We start from the raw sequence: 16,803 nt of genomic DNA on the forward strand, positions 1-16,803 counted from the left end.
AGTTGTAGGAGATCAACAGCAACACCCCCCCCTCACCCCAGCCCTCTCCCGGAGGGAGAGGGGGCCGACCGAGGAGTCTTACGCTATACATCGACCTGAAAAACCTGGGCGATTATGGATTCGGCACAACGCCTTCACGTCGGCGTAACTCTTTAATATCCCCCAATCAGTCCCCTCTCCCTCTGGGAGAGGGTTAGGGTGAGGGCCGATATCCCTGACTCAACAACCACCCTCGGATCACACATCCCTGCTCTTCACTCAATCCCGCCAACACCTGATCCGCCGGTTCATCGCGCAAGCGCCGCACCAGCGGAGCCAGCTCGACACCTTGCACATGCCAGATCCCCAGCGGTTGATCCGCCGTGATCACCACCTCGGCTTCATCGACAAACCCGTCACGCAACACCGGCATTCGTTCGATCCGCAACGCGGAAAAATCCACCGCAGCATGGGCCACTTCAGCGTCCGGCCACTGTCGCCGCGCCTGCCAGAACGGCCGATCGAGCCAGCGCCGTTCATCGGCATAAAAGTCCCGACCGATCCGCGCAAAGCGCAGGAACAACTGCTCCACACGTTGCCGGTGAAAACGTTGCGCCAGCGCCGCCCGCTCAGGTTTACGCAACAGCGTGTTGATCACCACCGATGCCTGCAACGCCGAGGACAGCGACTGGAAAATCCCGTTGCCCGACAGCGGGTCCACTGCCATCGCTGCATCGCCGACACGAATCCAGTTTTCGCCACAGACCTTCGGCGCAAGGATCGCGGTGCTGCTGCGAGCGTGCAGTTGCAACTCCAATTCCTGCCCGCCGGCGAAGAAGGATTGAGTAAAATCCGAGGCCAGACGTCGCGCGCGGCAGTAATCGAGCAACTGCACCTTGCCCGGCAATTGGGCGCTGGCCACATCCACTGTCCACTGCCAATAACACTGACCATCGTCCCGTCGAGCCATCCACGCCCAACCGTCCTCGAGGCTTTCCACGGCACTGGCAGTCACACCCGGCGTGCCTTGCCACCGATTGAGCAGGCTGACCGTTTCCGGCCCGCGCAGACCTTTGCCCGACGCTGGCGCCTGTCGCCCACGGGCTTCCACCAGAAAATCCGCCGTTAGCGTCTGACCGCCATCGAGTTCAACCCGATGCCCCTCAGCCGAAGAATGAACATTCAGGATTCGCCCTTCAATCACCTCGACCCCGGCCACCCGCAGGTCTTCCCGCAAACCACGATCAAAAGTCGGGCGATCCAGCAGAAACTCGATGTTCTGCGCATGCTGCTGACCGTTCCACGCAACCTGCCTTTGGGACGGCAACGTGGCGTTCGTCAAAGCATGATTCAACCCGGCACCGCGCAACGCCTCCAGCACCCGTTGCGAGACGCCTTCGAGCGCCGCAAACCGCCGCCATTCGCTGACCAGCGTCACGGGGTAACCCAGTCGTCGCAGCCCCAATGCGACCGCCGCACCCGCGGGACCGGCACCGAGAATCAGGATCGCAGTCATGGACCGAAACGCCGTTCAGGGCCGCGATAACGAGCGTGCTGTCTCAGCCAGTCGATAACTTCGGCATTGCTCGCCTGCGGATGCTCCAGCAGATAACCGGCAATATGCCCGCTCAACGCTGCACACCCTAGACTGGCCCCGGACTGCCCCGGATAAGTGCCGCGAACACACGCGGCAAAATCCGCCTGCGCACTGTCGAGCCAAGACCATTGTTCATCGGTGCAACGGGCATCTCCGGTCACCCGCAGCACCTGCGGATAACTCGCCGGAAACACCGCCGCGCCCTGTGCCGGGCTCGACGCACACAGCAACACTCCACGGGCCACCGCCGCCGCGCAGGCTTCGTGCAACAGGCTGCGATCCTGGCGCAGGCCGAGGCTCAGATTGATCAGCCGCACGTCCTGCGCCACCAGCCAGTCGATGGCCGAGGCGATCTGCAATGCACTGGTAACGCCGCGCTGATCGAACACCTGGGCCACGCAGATTTTTGCGGCCGGTGCCCGACGACTGATTGCTTCGATCACTGCGCTGCCATGCCCGAGAGGATCGTCGCGCAACTCCGATTCGGCCAGGCCATCCTCCAGCAACGAGAAACGCCGCCCGGCAATCACCTGCACCCGCTGCGCTGCCGAGTGTCCGCTGTCGACCACACCGATACGCAACTCAGGCTTCATGCAGCACCGTTTTCGAAATGAGCACACCGTCGAGCAATTCAAAGCGCAGATCGGCATCGGCCAGGGTCGACGGACGATGGCTTATGAGGATCCGCGTGCGCCCGGCAAACAAGCGGTCGATGGCTTCGATCACCTCGCGCTCGGTAGTTTCGTCGACGGCCGACGTGGCTTCGTCGAGCACCAGAATCAGCGGATCCTGCAACAGCGCCCGGGCAATCGCGATGCGCTGTTTCTGCCCACCGGACAATTGCTGACCGCGCTCGCCCAATGGGCTGTCGAGGCCTTCGGGTAACGACGCGATCAGGCTGTCGAGTTGCGCCAGCCGTGCGACTTCGGCGATGGCTTCGCGGCTGGCGTCCGGCACTGCGTAAGCCAGGTTGTCGGCGAGGCTGCCGCGAAACAGCACGATGTCCTGACTGACCACGGCGATGCGTCGACGCAGCTCGAACAGCTCCAGTTCACGCAGATCCACTTCGCCGAGCAGCACTCGTCCGGACTGCGGATCGTGATGCCGTTGCAGCAGATCGATCAGCGTCGATTTGCCGACGCCGGAGCCGCCGCTCAAGGCGACTTTCAAACCGTAGGGAATCGTCGCCTCGATGCCGCTCAACGTACTTGGTCGACCCGGATGGCTGAAGTGCACCGCGTCGAAACGCAGGTCGCCGGAAGTGGGAAACGGTTTCGGCGTGACCGGTGAAAACACCGTGGGTTCTTCGCCGCGCAACTCCATGACCCGACCGAGGCTGACGGTCATGCGCTGGATCGCCACGTACAACCCCAACAAACTTTGCACCGGCCCGACCGCCATCCCCAAATAGGTGGAAAACGCGATCAGCGCACCGAGTTGCCAGGTGCCCTGCACCACCCAATAACCGCCGATCAAAAACGCACAGGCGCGGGACAGCGAGGTCAATGTGCCCGGCACAGCCTGGGTGAAAAACTCGGTGACCTGCAGGCGCAGCAACTGGTTCATGTAGCCCTGCCCGAGGCTTTCCAGACGTCGCGCTTCACGCTGCTGCTGGCCGGCGGACTGGATGAATTTCATCACCGGCAGGGTCTCGACCATGAACGACGACATGTCCGCCGAACGCTCGCGCAATTGCCGCACGTCGCGCTCGACCTTGCGCCGCATCCAGCGCAGCCACAGCACATCGAGCGGGATCAGCACCAGCGCCAGCAATGACAGTTTCCAAGACAGCGTGAACAACATTGCGATCGCCACCACCAGGCCGATCACGCTCGATACCGCCGAGAACAACGAGTCCACGGCGAAGCGCTGAATCTCCGCCACATCGCCGTCGAGCCGCGACATCAGATCGCCGATCCGCCGCTGGCCGTAGAAACTTGGCGACAGTTTTTGCAGATGCCGGTAAAGGTCATCGCGCAGGGCAAACAGAATCCGCCCGGAAAGGCGCGTGTGCAGATAGCGGTTGATCCCCGACAACGCCGTGCCGAGCAGTCCCGCGATGATCATCAACACCGCGATCAGTACCAGCATCGGAAAGTTGCGCGCCAGCAAGCCGTCGTCGATCAGCAGTTTGATCAGCCACGGCTGCACCAGCACCAGCAGCGACGCGCACACCGACAGACCGAGCAGGCCGGCAATCGCCAACCGCTGCGGCCGCACGAAACCGTACAACCAGCGCAACGCCGCTTGCAGCGCGGCGGGGTTCGAGCTGTCGATCAGCCTTACAAACAGGCGCTGCATCACGAGCGCAACTGTTTGAGTTTGCGGTACAGGGTCGCGCGGCTGATGCCAAGGGCATCGGCGGCGGCCGAGACGTTGCCCTGATGGGAATCGAGGGACTGGCGGATCATCTCCAGCTCGTTCTCGCGAATGCTGCCGGTCTGGGGTTTCTCGGTGGCGCAGAGTTCGTCGAGCATGCTGTCGGGCAGATGATCGAGGGTCAGCACCGTTTCACCGGGTTCGCGCATGGCCAAAGCGGTGCGCAAGACCATTTCCAGTTGGCGGATGTTGCCCGGCCAGTGATAACCCGCGAGCAGGCGATTGAGGTCGTCGTGCAGTACGGCGTTCGGCGCGTCGAGTTTATTCAGCAGCCGAGTGACCAGCGCGCTGAAGTCATCGCGCTCACGCAGGGCCGGGAGCATCACGCTGATGCCGTTGACCCGGTAGAACAGGTCCTCGCGAAATTGCTTGTCTTCGACCTGACGCTTGAGGTCGCGGTGGGTGGCGCAGATCAGCGCGACGTCGATGTCCTGCTCTTCCCCGGCACCCAGCGGCGCGACCTTACGATCCTGTAAAACCCGCAGCAGACGCGCCTGCAAGGCCAGCGGCATGTCGCCGATTTCATCGAGGAACAAGGTGCCGCCATGGGCCTGTTGCAGGCGCCCGATCATGCCGCCCCGACGCGATCCGGTGAACGCGCCTTCGCGGTAGCCGAACAGTTCCGATTCGATCAGACCTTCGGGAATCGCCGCGCAGTTCACGGCCACGAACGGTTTGTCGCTGCGGCTGCCGGCCAGGTGCAGGGCGCGAGCGATCACTTCTTTACCGGTGCCGGTTTCGCCGAGCAACAGCACCGGTAGTTCATTCGCGAGACCTTGGCGGGCCATGCGCAGGGCTCGAGCGTAGCGAGGGTTGTTGCCGGCCAGTGCTTCCAGATCCGGCTGTGCCTTGGCGGTTTTCGCCACGCTGCGCGGCGGGCCGCCGAGGTTGACCGAACGCGCTGGGGCTCGCAGGGTCTTGTAGAAAAATTCGCCCTTGGCGGTCTGCACACTGCCGACGCCCCCCTGTTGTAGACGGGTCAGCAATTGCACGCCATCGACCCCGAGAAATTCTTCGCAACGCCGTCCGACCAGCGCCGAACGTTCGGCCCGCAGCAACTGGCAGGCCTGGGCGCTGACCGCCAGAATCTGCCCGCCGAGACTGACCGCGAGCAGGCCTTGCCATGGCGATTCGAGATACTGGCGGCGACTGTGGAAGGCGAGGACGATTTGATCGGGAAAGCTGTTGTTGAACACCCGGCTCTCGATCTGGCTGACCGCCATGCTCAGCAGCGCGGTGCTGTCGTGGACGCGGCCGAGCGGGCCTTCGCGGGTCAGGTCGAGGACGCCGAGAATTTCGCCTTGGGGGCAATGGATCGGCACCGAGGTGCAGGAGAAGTCGGTGAGGCGGTCGAGGTAGTGTTCGCCGCAATCGATCAGGGTGGGCCGCGCTTCGACCAACGCCGTGCCGAGGGCGTTGGTACCACGAGCGGCTTCGCTCCAGCAGGCGCCGAGGGTGATGTCCTGCAGACCGCTGCCCTTGAGCCGGTCGGCACGTCCCTCGACCGCAAGGATGGTGGCGTCGGAATTGGCGAGGATGATCAGGCCTTCCTTGCCCTGACGTTCGGCCAGGTAATCGATAGCCGGTATCGCCGCATCGATCAGCAGGCGATTGCTCGCCAGCAACACATCGAGACTGGCGCTCGACTCCAGCGCCAACTCATGTTTGCCATTGAAATGCACGCCGTGGCTCAGGCTGCGCCGCCACGAAGCATCGATCTCCGCACGCAACACGCCATCCGGGACCTGCCCTTCGAGATGGAGTTTTTCCCGGGCCAGCCGGGCTTCGTGGTGAGACTTGGGATCGGTTGTTTTTATAAGAGTCATCAAGCGCTCCGGAGCGGTCCGCTTTGCGCTTTTTTACATCAGCGCCCTGACGCCAATGTTTACGTTAACGTCAGGGCGATGGCAAGCACCACAGGGCGCTTCGTCAGGTGGATTGCCTCAGTGCTGCCACACCTCGCCATTCACGAAAAACGCCCGGGCGTTGTCTTCGAGACTTTCCAGGTGATAACCGCCCTCCTGCACGATCAGGCATGGCAGGCCCAGGCTGCGGATCCGCTCGCCCAGCACCGCAAAGCCTTCACGGGTCACGGCAACTTTGCTTTGCGGGTCCAGCTCATAGATATCGAAGCCCAACGACAGCACCAGCACCTCGGCGCCGAACTCGCGTACCGCGTTCAATGCGACGTCAAGTTGCCCGAGGAAGTCCGCTTCGCTTGAACCGTGGGCCATCGGCAGATTGAGGTTGAAGCCCTCCCCCGCGCCGCTGCCGCGCTCGTCGGCGAACCCGGCGACACCCGGATAGAAGTTCGTCGGATCGCCATGCACCGAGACGTAGAGCACGTCATCGCGGTCGTAGAAAATCTCCTGGATGCCCTGACCGTGGTGCATGTCGGTGTCGAGCACGGCGACTTTTTCAAACTTGTCACGCAGCACCTGCGCCGCCACCGCCGCGTTGTTCACGTAGCAGAAACCACCCGCCGCTTCGGCCCGGGCATGATGCCCCGGCGGACGGCACAAGGCGTAGGCCGCCGGCTCACCTTCGATCAGTGCCTGAGCGCCAGCCACTGCGCTTTGCGCCGACCAGTAGGCCGAGCGCCAGGTCTGCTCGCCCACCGGGCAACTGCCGTCCGCCAGATAGCGCGCCGCCTGGGCGAGGATGCCGCGCAATGCATTGGGCTCGCGGACGAAGATGTTCGACATCACCTCATCGCCCCAGTCTTCGGGGATTTCTTTCCAGCGTGCGTGCGCTTCCTGAAGAAAGGTCAGATACGGCGCGCCATGCACCGCCAGCAACGGTGCGAGGCCGGCATCGGCGGGTTGCTCGACACTGAAGCCCAAGCCATGGGCGGCTTGCACCAGACGTTGCGCACGCTCGGGCACTTCCTGCGGCGTACGCATCTGCCCGCGCGAGTAATAGCTGCGTGGATGGTGGAGCAATTGTTCGGGGTGGAAAAAACTGCGCATGGTTCAGGTTCCCTGTTCGATTCGACCGGCGCGGGCCAGCACGGCATTGAGCAATACATCGGTGCCCTGCTTCACGTCTTCGGGCAACACGTCTTCGGCTTCGTTGTGGCTCAGGCCGCCAGCGCACGGGATGAACACCATCGCCGTCGGGCAGAAACGCGCGAGGTGAATCGCGTCATGCCCGGCGCCGCTGACAATCGACTGCTGAGCGTAGCCCAGTGCATCCACCGCCTCTTGCACGGCCGCCACACATTCGGCGTCGAACGGCGTGGCCGGGCTGATCCAGTGGGGGGTGATCGTCAGGTTCAGACCTCGGCCATCGGCGATGGCCTGCAAGCGGGCGCGGACCTGTTGTTCCATGGCAGCAATCGCTTCGTCCCGGTGATGACGCAGATCGACGGTGAAATTCACCAGCCCCGGAATGGTGTTGCGCGACGACTTGTTGATGCTCAACTCGCCGACCGTGGTCAGGCCTTCGGGGGCAAAATCTGCGGCCAGACCTTCAATCGCCTGAATCATCCGCGCCACACCGTACAGCGCATCTTTGCGTAGCGGCATCGGCGTGGTGCCGGCATGGGCAGCCATGCCTTCCACGCGCACATCTAGCCAGCGGATCGCCTGACCGCCCGTGACCACGCCGATGCTTTTGGCGTTGTCTTCAAGGATCGGGCCTTGCTCGATGTGCGCTTCAAAATACGCATCCACCGCGCCGCCCAACGGACGTTCACCGGCGTAACCGGTACGCTGCAAAGCTTCTGCGACGCTGATGCCATCGACATCGCGCACCGCCAGCGCGGCGTTCAGCTCCATGATCCCGGTGAACACCGCCGAGCCAAACATGGCCGGGGTGAAGCGCGCGCCTTCTTCGTTGGTCCACACCGCCACTTCCAGCGGTTTGCGGGTCTGGATGTTCAGGTCGTTGAGGCAACGCACCACTTCCAGCCCGGCGAGTACACCGTAGACGCCGTCGAATCGCCCGCCTTCGGGTTGGGTGTCGAGGTGGCTGCCCATCATCACCGGCGCGGCGTCCGGATCGGTGCCGGCGCGACGGGCGAACAGGTTGCCGATGGCGTCCACGCTCAGGGTCATGCCGGCTTCGCGGCACCAGTGGGCGAACAGTTCGCGACCGGCCTTGTCTTCGTCGCTCAATGCCAGACGGCAGCTGCCGCCTCGAGCTGTCGCACCGATTTCGGCCATGGCCATCAGGCTCGCCCACAGGCGTTCGCCATTGATTTTCAACATGAGGTTCTCCTGAAATTCCGGGTCAGGCACGGGCCATTTCCGCGCGATGGGCACTGGTGTGACGACGGGCGAGGGACAGCACGCAGATCAGCGAAATGCCGGCGATCAGGCTGTAGAACACCGCCATCGGCCACCATTGCCCGGTGAATTTGTGCGCCAGCATCGTGCCGATCAGCGGCGTCAGCCCACCGGCCACCGCACCGCAAATCTGATAGGCCAGCGAGATCGCGGTGTAGCGCACGCGGGTCTCGAACATGCCGCTGACGTACCCGGCAATCACCGCGTAGAACGAGGCCATGCACACCACCGCCAGCGCGATGCCGAGGATGATCAGCGGCGCCTGGGCCGAACTGACCAACACGAACATCGGGTACGGCGAGACCATCGCCAGCAGCGACACCAGACACAGGAAACGCGTCGCGCCGATCTTCTCCGCCGTCCACGCGGCCAGCGGCTGAATGCAGAACTGGATGATCGCGACGAAGAACAGGCATTCGAGAATCAGCGAACGCGGCAGCGCCAGTTGCTGAGTGGTGTAGGCGATCATGAAGGTGTTGGTGAAATACACCCCGGCGATGCCCAGCGTGTTGGCGCCGATGCACAGCAACAGCGGACGCCACGCGGTGCGCAGGACTTCCATCACCGGCGCCTGTTCTTTCTTGATCTGCTTGCTGGCCTGCTCGCGGCTGGCGAGGAATTCCGGTGACTCGTTCACGCCCAAGCGAATCGCCAGGCCCACCAGCAGCAACAGCGCACTGGCGAGGAACGGCAGACGCCAGCCCCAACTCATCAGGTCTTCTTCCGGCAAACGGGTGACCGCACTGAACGCCAGCAGCGACAAAATCAAACCCGCCGGGCTGCCCAGTTGCGCGAACGAAGCGAAAAAATTGCGCCGGCCCTTCGGCGCATGCTCGCCGGCCATCAACACCGCCCCGCCCCACTCGCCACCCACGGCGATGCCCTGGACGATGCGCAACAGAATCAGCAGCACCGGTGCGGTTGCGCCGATCTGCGCGTAGGTCGGCAACAGACCGATGCACACCGTGACCACGCCCATCATCAACAGCGTGATGATCAGCGATTTCTTGCGGCCGATGCGGTCACCGATATGACCGAAAATGATCCCGCCCAACGGCCGGGCAAAGAAGCCCACCGCGAAGGTGCCGAATGCGGCCATGGTGCTGAACAGCGGATCGTCGGAGGGAAAGAACAGCGCGCCGAACACCAGCGCGGCGGCGGTGGCGTAGATGTAAAAGTCGTACCACTCGATCATGGTGCCGATGAAGGCTGCGGCCGCCGCACGGCGCGGCTGGTTCGAAGCGTGGGGCTTCATGGGGTCGGGCTCCTTTGATTGTTTTTTTGGCAGGAGGAAAACGCTAAATCCGAGGCGCTCTGGCGGCGCCTGTCGTGGGGTGATTTATCGTCCCGGGGCTATGATTAGTCAATTTTCTATTTATTATTCCGATTATTACCTCATCTTATAATCGAGAGTCGCCATGGCCGAACGTGATGTGCAACGCCTGCTCAACGACCGCCTCGACTGGAACCTGCTGCGCACCTTTCGGGTGATCGGCCAGGAGCTGAGCATCAGCCGCGCCGCCGCGCGTCTGCACCTGACTCAACCGGCGGTGAGCCAGGCGCTCAAGCGTCTGGAGGAGCAATTGGGTCGCCAGTTGATTGCCCGACGCGGCCCGCGCTTTGCCCTTACCGAAGTCGGCGAGCAGATCTTCGAACTGGCCGGCGAGATCTACGGGCAGATGTCTCAGGTCAGCAGCCTGCTGGAGCAACCGGCCGACGAAGTGATCGGCAAAGTGCGACTGCTGATCATCAGCCGGATCTTTTCCGATCGCTTCGATGACTTCCTCGCCGACTTCCATAGGCTGTATCCACGAGTCGATCTGGAGGTCGACGTGATGCGCAGTTCGGACATCGTCAGCGCCCTCCAGGAGAAAACCGCGACCCTTGGCCTGAGCCTCAATCGCCGCCCGCAACCGCGTCTGGAACAGCGTCTGTTTCTGCGTCAGCGCTATGCGTTTTTCTGTGGCAAGCACCATGCACTGTTTGGCCGGCAGGACGTTGGTGAAGGCGACTTGCAGCGGGAGAACTTCGTCAGTTTCACCAGTGACCAGATTGGCGGCATGCTCTCGCCGCTGACGATTTTTCGCGATCAACAGGGCTTCAGCGGACGCATCGTCGCGTCATCGCCGAGCCTGGAAGAAGTGCGGCGACTGGTGATCGCCGGGTTCGGCATCGGCTGTTTGCCGGAGCACGTGGTGGCGGCGGACGTCGACGCCGGATTGCTCTGGCGCCTGCCGCCCCACGAGGGGATTGCCGATGTCGACATTCATCTGTTGTGGAACCGCGACCAGCGCCTGAGCCGCGCCGAGACGCTGTTCATCGAACGTTTGCAGGCCTGTCTGGCGGATCAGTAACCGAGCAGTCGATCCGCGCTGTTGAGCAACGGTTCACCGGCATTCAATCGGCGGAAGTTTTCGGCGATCTGTTCGGCGATGCAGTCGTGAGATGCCGCCGAGGCCATGTGCGGGGTGATGGTCACGCCCGGGGTTTTCCACAGCGAATGATCGGCGGGCAGCGGTTCCTGTTCGAAGACATCGAGCAGTGCACCGCGCAGTTTTCCCCGGGCCAGCGCTTGTTGCAGATCCTCGATATTCAGATGCCCGCCGCGCCCGACGTTGACCAGTGCCGCGCCATTGGCCAAGTGCTCGAAAGTCTGACGATTGAGGATGCCGCGAGTCTCGTGGGTGAGCGGCAACAGGTTGATCAGCAACTCCACGCCGTCGAGGAACGGGTTGAAGGCATCGGTGCCGGCGAAGGTCTTCACGCCAGGTAAATCCTTGCTGCTGCGCGCCCAGCCCCGCACGTCGTAACCGGCACTGGCCAGGTCCTGGGCAATCGCGCTGCCGAGCGAGCCGAGCCCCATCACACCGATCCTAAACTCATGGGCCGGGCGTTGCAGCGGTCGCTCCCAATGCTGTTGGCGCTGTTGCTCCAGCACTTGATCGAAGCCGCGATGAAAGTGAATCACCGCCCAGCGTACGTACTCGGTCATGCCTTGGCGGTGGCCGGGATCAACCACGCGGCACACCGGCAAATCGGGGCAAGACGGATCGTGCTCCAGGTGATCGATCCCGGCGGCGACCGAGTGAATCACTTGCAGATTGGGTAACGCGGCGAGGCTGTCCGGCAGCGGAAACCAACAAGCCGCGATCTGCGCATTCGCCGCCCGGGGATCGTCGGCCAGCACCGCCGAAAGCTGCGGCGCGCGGCGTGCAAAGGCCTCCTGCAATTGTTTGAGCAACAGCGTGTCGCGGGACATCAGTGCAACGGTGTTCATGACAGATAGGACTCGCGCTGGGATTCGATCAGGGTCAGTGCGGCCTCCCAGGCCAGGTCGATGATGTTGTCCTGCTCATCGCGGTCGAACTGTTCGGCGGTGTGGGCGCAGACTTCCGGCGACGGGTAATGCAGCTCGCAACCGCCGGCCAGCGCCTGCACTTGCGCCTGGCAGGCACGCTCCAGAAAGTGGATTTCCTGGAATGCCTGAGCCACGCCGGAACCGCCGACCAGCAGGCCGTGATTGCGCAGGATCATCGCCCGGTGCGGGCCGAGATCGGCGATCAAGCGCTCACGCTCATCCAGCGACAGCGCGATGCCTTCGTAGGTGTGGTAAGCAAGTTTTCCGTAGAACTTCAGTGCGTGCTGACTGATCGGCAGCAGGCCTTGTTTCTGCGCGGCGACGGCCATGCCGGCGGCGGTGTGGGTGTGGATCACGCAGTTCAGATCCGGGCGTGCCATGTGGATCGCCGAGTGGATCACGAAGCCGGCGGCGTTGACCCGATGCCCGGCGTATTCCGGGTCGACGATGCGCCCGTCCTGATCGATGCGCACCAGATCGGAGGCGCGCATGCGGTCGAAGATCACGCCATAGCGGTTGATCAGGAAATGATGCTCAGGCCCCGGAATCCGCAGGGTGATGTGGGTGTCGATCAGGTCGGTCATGCGAAAGTGCGCGATCAAGCGGTACAGCGCGGCGAGGTCGCAACGGGCTTGCCATTCGATCGGATCAATGTGGGCGGGCTTACTCACGAGTACACCTCTTTGTTGGTATGAAGGACGACCGGGTTGGCCCGCAGACGCGCGAGGCCACAGACACCGATCAGCGACAGGGCCGACAGCAGCGTGAAGAACACCGCCAATGGCAGCCACTGTCCGGAAAACTTGCTGGCCAACAGCGTGCCGATCAGCGGCGTGGTGCCGCCGGCCAATGCGCAGCTCAGTTGGTAAGCGATGGAAATGCCCGAGTAACGCAGGTGCACCGGGAAGGCCTGGGTCATGTACCCAGCGATCACCGCATATAAGGCCGAGAGAATCACCACCGCGACGGCGATGCCGAGGGTCATCAACAGAATGTTTTGAGTGCCGACCAGCAGGAACATCGGGTACGGCGTGACCATGCACAGCAACGCCACCAGCATCAGGAATCGCCCTTCGCCAATGCGTTCGGCGAGCAATGCCGATACCGGTTGCGATAGCAGTTGAATGACGGTCACCAGAAACAGGCAGTCGAGAATGGTCGAACGCGGGATGCCCTGATATTGGGTGACGTAGGTGATCATGAAGGTGTTGGTGAAGAAGAAGCCGGCCGAACCGATGGTGACGGCGGCGGCGGCAAACAGGATCTGCCGCCAGCACTGACGGATCACGTCTTTCACCGGGTACTTCGCTGTCTCGTTGTTGTCCTTGGCCTTGGCGAATTCCGGTGATTCATGCACCCCGGAGCGGATCATCAGACCGACCATCATCAGCACGCCGCTGGCGAGAAACGGCAGACGCCAGCCCCAGGCGAGGAAGTCTTCCGGCGACAGCGACGTCACCAGGCGGAACGCGATCAACGCCAACAACAAACCCGCCGGGCTGCCGAGCTGGGCGAACGAGGCGTAGAAGGTCTTGCGCTTGGCCGGAGCGTGCTCACTGGCCATCAACACTGCCCCGCCCCACTCGCCGCCGACGGAGATGCCCTGGATCAGGCGCAACACGATCAACCCGATCGGCGCCCAGATGCCGACGCTGGCATAGCTTGGCAACAGACCGATACCCGCCGTGGCCAGGCCCATCAGCGCCATGGTCACCAGCAGCATTTTCTTGCGACCGAGGCGATCGCCCAGATGGCCGAACACCATGCCGGCCATCGGGCGGGCGATGAAGCCGACGGCGAAACTGCCGAACGCGGCGAGCGTGCTGGTCACCGGGTCACTGCTGGGAAAGAACACCTGCCCGAGCACCAGTGCGGCAGCGGTGGCGTAGATGTAGAAATCGTAGAACTCGATGGTCGTGCCAATGAAGGCAGCGGCCGCGGCGCGACGCGGCTGAGCGGTGGTATGCATGCAAGAACCCTGTGTATTTATAGTTTTGGGCAGGTGTCGAGGCGGCTGACGGTCGCGCTCTGTGGCGCTTGTGGGCTTTATCGCTTCCGTGACAGGATTAGTCAATTTTCAAAAACTTATCTTTACTATTAGCGTGCCTACTACATGACTTCTTCCGCCAATCCCTGGGTCCGCCGGCGTTTTCTCAATGACCGGCTGGACTGGAACCTGCTGCGCACGTATCTGGTAATCGGGCAGGAAGGCAGCATGAGTCGCGCCGCTGCCCGACTGCACATCACCCAATCGGCGGTCAGTCAGGCGTTGAAACGTCTCGAAGAGCAACTGGATTGTGTGTTGATTGCCCGCAGCGGACGGCGCTTTGATCTGACGGTAACCGGGGAGGAAGTTCTGCGGATTGCGGCGGATATCTACGGCGATATTTCCCGTTTGGGCACCGTGGTCGAGAACCGTCATGACGACGTGGTGGGCAAGATCCGCATCCTCACCGTCAGTGGCGTGCAGGCGCGGCATTACGATGAGTTCCTTGCGGACTTCCACGAAACTCACCCGAAAATCGAGCTGGAAGTCGAGGTGATGGGCAGCTCGAACATCATCAGTTCATTGCTGCAAAAGACCGCTACGGTGGGAGTGGGATTATGTCGCCTGCCACAGCCTCGGCTGGAGCAACGAGTGCTGTTCCGAGAGCGCTACGCATACTTTTGCGGGCAGCGGCATCGACTGTTCGGGCAGCAGAATCTGACGCTGGAGCAACTGGCGGCGGAGAACTTTGTCAGCTTCACCAGCGATCAGCTCGGCGGCAATCTTTCACCGTTGACGCTGTTTCGTGACCAACAGGGGTTTACCGGCAAGATCGTCGCCTCCTCCACCAGTTTCGAAGAGATTTATCGTCTGATCTGTGCTGGGTTCGGGATTGGCTGTCTGCCGACTCACCTTGTACGGCGGGATGTCGAACAGGGTCTGCTGTGGCGCTTGCCGCCGGAGGATGGGGTGGTGGATTTCGATATTCAGCTGCTGTGGAATCACGAACAGAAGATGACCCAGGCGGAAACGGTGTTCCTCGACAGCTTCCAGCACATGCTCAGCTTGCGTGAGCCTGTGCTGTGAAGCTGTGGCGGGTTAAACGTGGGGATCGCCCGGCGCCTTGGTCGGCGCCGCGTATTGCGGCTTGAGATGACCGTCCTGATCGAGTAGCCAGGCGTCCATGATCTGCCGCACCACAGGACCTGCGACTCGGCCACCGGCTTCGCCGTTTTCGATCATCACCGAGATGGCGATCTTCGGATGCTCGGCCGGGGCGAAACCGACGAACAACGCGTTGTCACGATGGCGCTCGAGGGTTTTCTCGCGGTTGTAGCGCTCGCCCTGCTTGATCGCCACCACCTGCGCCGTACCACTCTTGCCGGCGATGCGGTATTGCGCGCCGGCCGCCGCAGCACGAGCAATACCTCGGGCATCGTGCATCACCATCTGCATGCCGTGGTTGACCTGCTCCCAGTCACGCGGATCCTTGAGCAAGATGTTCGGCATCGGGTGTTCGTCCACTGGTGCCACCCCGTCGACGGTCTTGGCCAGATGCGGACGGTTCCAGATGCCCTTATTGGCAATCAATGCAGTGGCTTGAGCCAGTTGCAGCGGCGTGACCTGCATGTAGCCCTGACCGATGCCGAGGATCACTGTTTCGCCGGGGAACCAGGCCTGCCGGCGCGTGGCGCGCTTCCAGGCCTGGGACGGCATCAGGCCGGGAGATTCCTCGAACATGTCGAGTGAGACTTTCTCGCCGAGGCCGAACATCGCCATGTAATCGTGCAAGCGATCGATGCCGAGCTTGTGCGCCAGATCGTAGAAGTAGGTGTCGTTGGAACGCATGATCGCTGCGTCCATGTCCACCCAGCCATCGCCGCTATGGTTCCAGTTGCGGTACTTGTGGTCGAAGTCCGGTAGTTGGTAGTAGCCAGGATCGAAAACCCGGGTTTGTGGCGTGACGACACCAGCGTCTAGGCCAGCGATGGCCACTTCCGGCTTGATCGTCGAACCGGGTGCATACAGGCCGCGCAGTACGCGGTTAAACAACGGGCGGTCGATTGAGTCGCGCAGCGCGGAATATTCCTTGGAACTGATACCGGTCACGAACAAGTTGGGGTCGAAGCTGGGGTTGCTGACCATGGCCAGCACTTCACCGGTCGATGGGTCTAGTGCAACGACCGAGCCGCGACGGTCGCCGAGTGCGGCTTCGGCGGCTTCCTGGAGTTTGACGTCGAGGCTCAGGACGATGTTTTTGCCGGGTACCGGATCGGTGTGTTTTAGCACGCGCAGGACGCGGCCCTGAGCATTGGTTTCTACTTCCTCGTATCCGACGTGGCCGTGCAGCTGTGGCTCGTAGAAGCGTTCGATACCGGTCTTGCCGATGGATTGGGTGCCGCGGTATTCGACGGAATCGAGAGTCTTGGATTCTTTCTCGTTGATGCGGCCGACGTAGCCGATCGAGTGTGCGAAGTGTGCGCCCAGCGGGTAGTTACGAACGAATTGCGGCTCGACATCCAGGCCCGGCAAGCGGAACTCGTTGACTGCCAGCACGGCGATCTGTTCTTCGGTCAGTTCATAGAACAGCGTTACGGGTGTAAACGGGTGACGCGACTGCTTCATGGCCTTGTCGAAGACTGTGCGGTCTTCAGCGGGCAGGTGCAGGAGGCTAATGACTTCATCCAGCTCCTGGTTGACGTCGGTCGCGCGTTCGCGGGTGATGGTCAGGTTGTAGCTGGGACGGTTGTCGGCCAGCAATACGCCGTTGCGATCGTAAATCAAGCCGCGTGTCGGCGGGATCGGCAGGACATGGACGCGGTTGTTTTCGGAGATAGTCGAGTGGTAGTCGAACTCGACGACTTGCAGGATGTACAGGCGCACAACCAGGGCGCAACTGACAGCGAAGACGAACAAGGCACAGGCGATCAGGCGTTTGTTGACCAATCGCGTCTCTTTTTCGTGATCCTTGATAGGGATGGGTTCGGGCATTTCTGCAGCCACTCTTTGACAAAAAATGAGCGCCGATCCTTGGGCGTGACATCAGTCCGTTAAAAAACGAGCTGCACCATACCAAAAACGGAGCGCTCATTTCAGAGGGATTTCCCCAATGGTTGCAGTAACGGCGGTCGGACCACTTTCCTGCGGGCAAAACAAAACCCCAACTGCTTTCGCAATTGGGGTTTCGGAATTTAATCTTGACGATGACCTACTC

General features: G+C 62.1%; 13 protein-coding genes. 2 read left to right on the forward strand and 11 right to left on the reverse strand.

The window, feature by feature from the left end:
• Positions 1-193: 193 nt before the first annotated feature.
• From C1X29_RS27330 to C1X29_RS27360, 7 genes are all read right to left on the reverse strand, one after another.
• Positions 194-1,495 (reverse strand): NAD(P)/FAD-dependent oxidoreductase, encoded by a 1,302-nt coding sequence (locus C1X29_RS27330; RefSeq protein ID WP_102718866.1) that lies wholly within the window; start codon positions 1,493-1,495, stop codon positions 194-196.
• Positions 1,492-2,169 carry a S8 family serine peptidase gene (locus tag C1X29_RS27335; protein WP_102688088.1) on the reverse strand — a complete coding sequence of 226 codons (678 nt, stop codon included), beginning with the start codon at positions 2,167-2,169 and terminating at the stop codon, positions 1,492-1,494. The genes C1X29_RS27330 and C1X29_RS27335 overlap by 4 nt, the downstream gene beginning before the upstream one ends.
• Positions 2,159-3,877, reverse strand: coding sequence for an ABC transporter ATP-binding protein (locus tag C1X29_RS27340; RefSeq protein WP_102718867.1), 1,719 nt, complete (start codon positions 3,875-3,877; stop codon positions 2,159-2,161). Before C1X29_RS27340 ends, C1X29_RS27335 begins: the two co-directional genes overlap by 11 nt.
• Positions 3,877-5,781, reverse strand: coding sequence for a sigma-54-dependent Fis family transcriptional regulator (locus tag C1X29_RS27345; protein ID WP_102718868.1), 1,905 nt, complete (start codon positions 5,779-5,781; stop codon positions 3,877-3,879). The genes C1X29_RS27340 and C1X29_RS27345 overlap by 1 nt, the downstream gene beginning before the upstream one ends.
• A gap of 117 nt (positions 5,782-5,898) precedes the next feature.
• Complete coding sequence (locus tag C1X29_RS27350; protein ID WP_102718869.1) at positions 5,899-6,924, reverse strand: histone deacetylase family protein; 1,026 nt, start codon at positions 6,922-6,924, stop codon at positions 5,899-5,901.
• Between the two features lie 3 nt (positions 6,925-6,927).
• Complete coding sequence (locus C1X29_RS27355) at positions 6,928-8,166, reverse strand: Zn-dependent hydrolase (RefSeq protein ID WP_102718870.1); 1,239 nt, start codon at positions 8,164-8,166, stop codon at positions 6,928-6,930.
• Positions 8,167-8,188: 22 nt separating this feature from the next.
• The gene (locus C1X29_RS27360) at positions 8,189-9,499 is read right to left on the reverse strand and encodes an MFS transporter (RefSeq protein ID WP_102688083.1); all 1,311 of its coding nucleotides are present in this window, start codon (positions 9,497-9,499) and stop codon (positions 8,189-8,191) included.
• 163 nt (positions 9,500-9,662) lie between these two features.
• Here C1X29_RS27360 and C1X29_RS27365 point away from each other — a divergent pair, with 163 nt between their 5' ends.
• Positions 9,663-10,598, forward strand: a complete 936-nt coding sequence (locus C1X29_RS27365; RefSeq protein ID WP_102718871.1) for a LysR family transcriptional regulator — start codon at positions 9,663-9,665, stop codon at positions 10,596-10,598.
• Here the strand turns inward: C1X29_RS27365 and C1X29_RS27370 are convergent.
• From C1X29_RS27370 to C1X29_RS27380, 3 genes are read right to left on the reverse strand one after another with little or no spacing between them, the layout of a single operon-like run.
• The gene (locus C1X29_RS27370; protein ID WP_102688081.1) at positions 10,592-11,521 is read right to left on the reverse strand and encodes a glyoxylate/hydroxypyruvate reductase A; all 930 of its coding nucleotides are present in this window, start codon (positions 11,519-11,521) and stop codon (positions 10,592-10,594) included. The genes C1X29_RS27365 and C1X29_RS27370 overlap by 7 nt on opposite strands.
• Positions 11,518-12,273 carry a class II aldolase/adducin family protein gene (locus C1X29_RS27375; RefSeq protein ID WP_102718872.1) on the reverse strand — a complete coding sequence of 252 codons (756 nt, stop codon included), beginning with the start codon at positions 12,271-12,273 and terminating at the stop codon, positions 11,518-11,520. The genes C1X29_RS27370 and C1X29_RS27375 overlap by 4 nt, the downstream gene beginning before the upstream one ends.
• The gene (locus C1X29_RS27380) at positions 12,270-13,571 is read right to left on the reverse strand and encodes an MFS transporter (protein WP_102688079.1); all 1,302 of its coding nucleotides are present in this window, start codon (positions 13,569-13,571) and stop codon (positions 12,270-12,272) included. Before C1X29_RS27380 ends, C1X29_RS27375 begins: the two co-directional genes overlap by 4 nt.
• 144 nt (positions 13,572-13,715) lie before the next feature.
• Here C1X29_RS27380 and C1X29_RS27385 point away from each other — a divergent pair, with 144 nt between their 5' ends.
• Positions 13,716-14,675, forward strand: coding sequence for a LysR family transcriptional regulator (locus C1X29_RS27385; protein WP_102718873.1), 960 nt, complete (start codon positions 13,716-13,718; stop codon positions 14,673-14,675).
• 12 nt (positions 14,676-14,687) lie between these two features.
• Here the strand turns inward: C1X29_RS27385 and mrdA are convergent, their stop codons facing one another.
• Positions 14,688-16,580, reverse strand: coding sequence for a penicillin-binding protein 2 (gene mrdA / locus C1X29_RS27390; RefSeq protein ID WP_085748317.1), 1,893 nt, complete (start codon positions 16,578-16,580; stop codon positions 14,688-14,690).
• Between the last annotated feature and the right edge of the window lie 223 nt (positions 16,581-16,803).

This window comes from Pseudomonas sp. GW456-12-10-14-LB2, from assembly GCF_002884345.1.
In the GTDB taxonomy this organism is placed as follows: Bacteria; Pseudomonadota; Gammaproteobacteria; order Pseudomonadales; family Pseudomonadaceae; genus Aquipseudomonas; species Aquipseudomonas paraglycinae.

What these genes read in the sequence shown, in the direction of transcription:
- C1X29_RS27330 (WP_102718866.1), bottom strand. Translation starts at nt 1,495, where the DNA reads ATGACTGCGATCCTGATTCTCGGTGCCGGTCCCGCGGGTGCGGCGGTC.
- C1X29_RS27345 (WP_102718868.1), bottom strand. Translation starts at nt 5,781, where the DNA reads ATGACTCTTATAAAAACAACCGATCCCAAGTCTCACCACGAAGCCCGG.
- C1X29_RS27360 (WP_102688083.1), bottom strand. Translation starts at nt 9,499, where the DNA reads ATGAAGCCCCACGCTTCGAACCAGCCGCGCCGTGCGGCGGCCGCAGCC.
- C1X29_RS27385 (WP_102718873.1), top strand. Translation starts at nt 13,716, where the DNA reads ATGACTTCTTCCGCCAATCCCTGGGTCCGCCGGCGTTTTCTCAATGAC.
- C1X29_RS27355 (WP_102718870.1), bottom strand. Translation starts at nt 8,166, where the DNA reads ATGTTGAAAATCAATGGCGAACGCCTGTGGGCGAGCCTGATGGCCATG.
- C1X29_RS27370 (WP_102688081.1), bottom strand. Translation starts at nt 11,521, where the DNA reads ATGAACACCGTTGCACTGATGTCCCGCGACACGCTGTTGCTCAAACAA.
- C1X29_RS27350 (WP_102718869.1), bottom strand. Translation starts at nt 6,924, where the DNA reads ATGCGCAGTTTTTTCCACCCCGAACAATTGCTCCACCATCCACGCAGC.
- C1X29_RS27365 (WP_102718871.1), top strand. Translation starts at nt 9,663, where the DNA reads ATGGCCGAACGTGATGTGCAACGCCTGCTCAACGACCGCCTCGACTGG.
- mrdA (WP_085748317.1), bottom strand. Translation starts at nt 16,580, where the DNA reads ATGCCCGAACCCATCCCTATCAAGGATCACGAAAAAGAGACGCGATTG.
- C1X29_RS27340 (WP_102718867.1), bottom strand. Translation starts at nt 3,877, where the DNA reads ATGCAGCGCCTGTTTGTAAGGCTGATCGACAGCTCGAACCCCGCCGCG.
- C1X29_RS27335 (WP_102688088.1), bottom strand. Translation starts at nt 2,169, where the DNA reads ATGAAGCCTGAGTTGCGTATCGGTGTGGTCGACAGCGGACACTCGGCA.
- C1X29_RS27380 (WP_102688079.1), bottom strand. Translation starts at nt 13,571, where the DNA reads ATGCATACCACCGCTCAGCCGCGTCGCGCCGCGGCCGCTGCCTTCATT.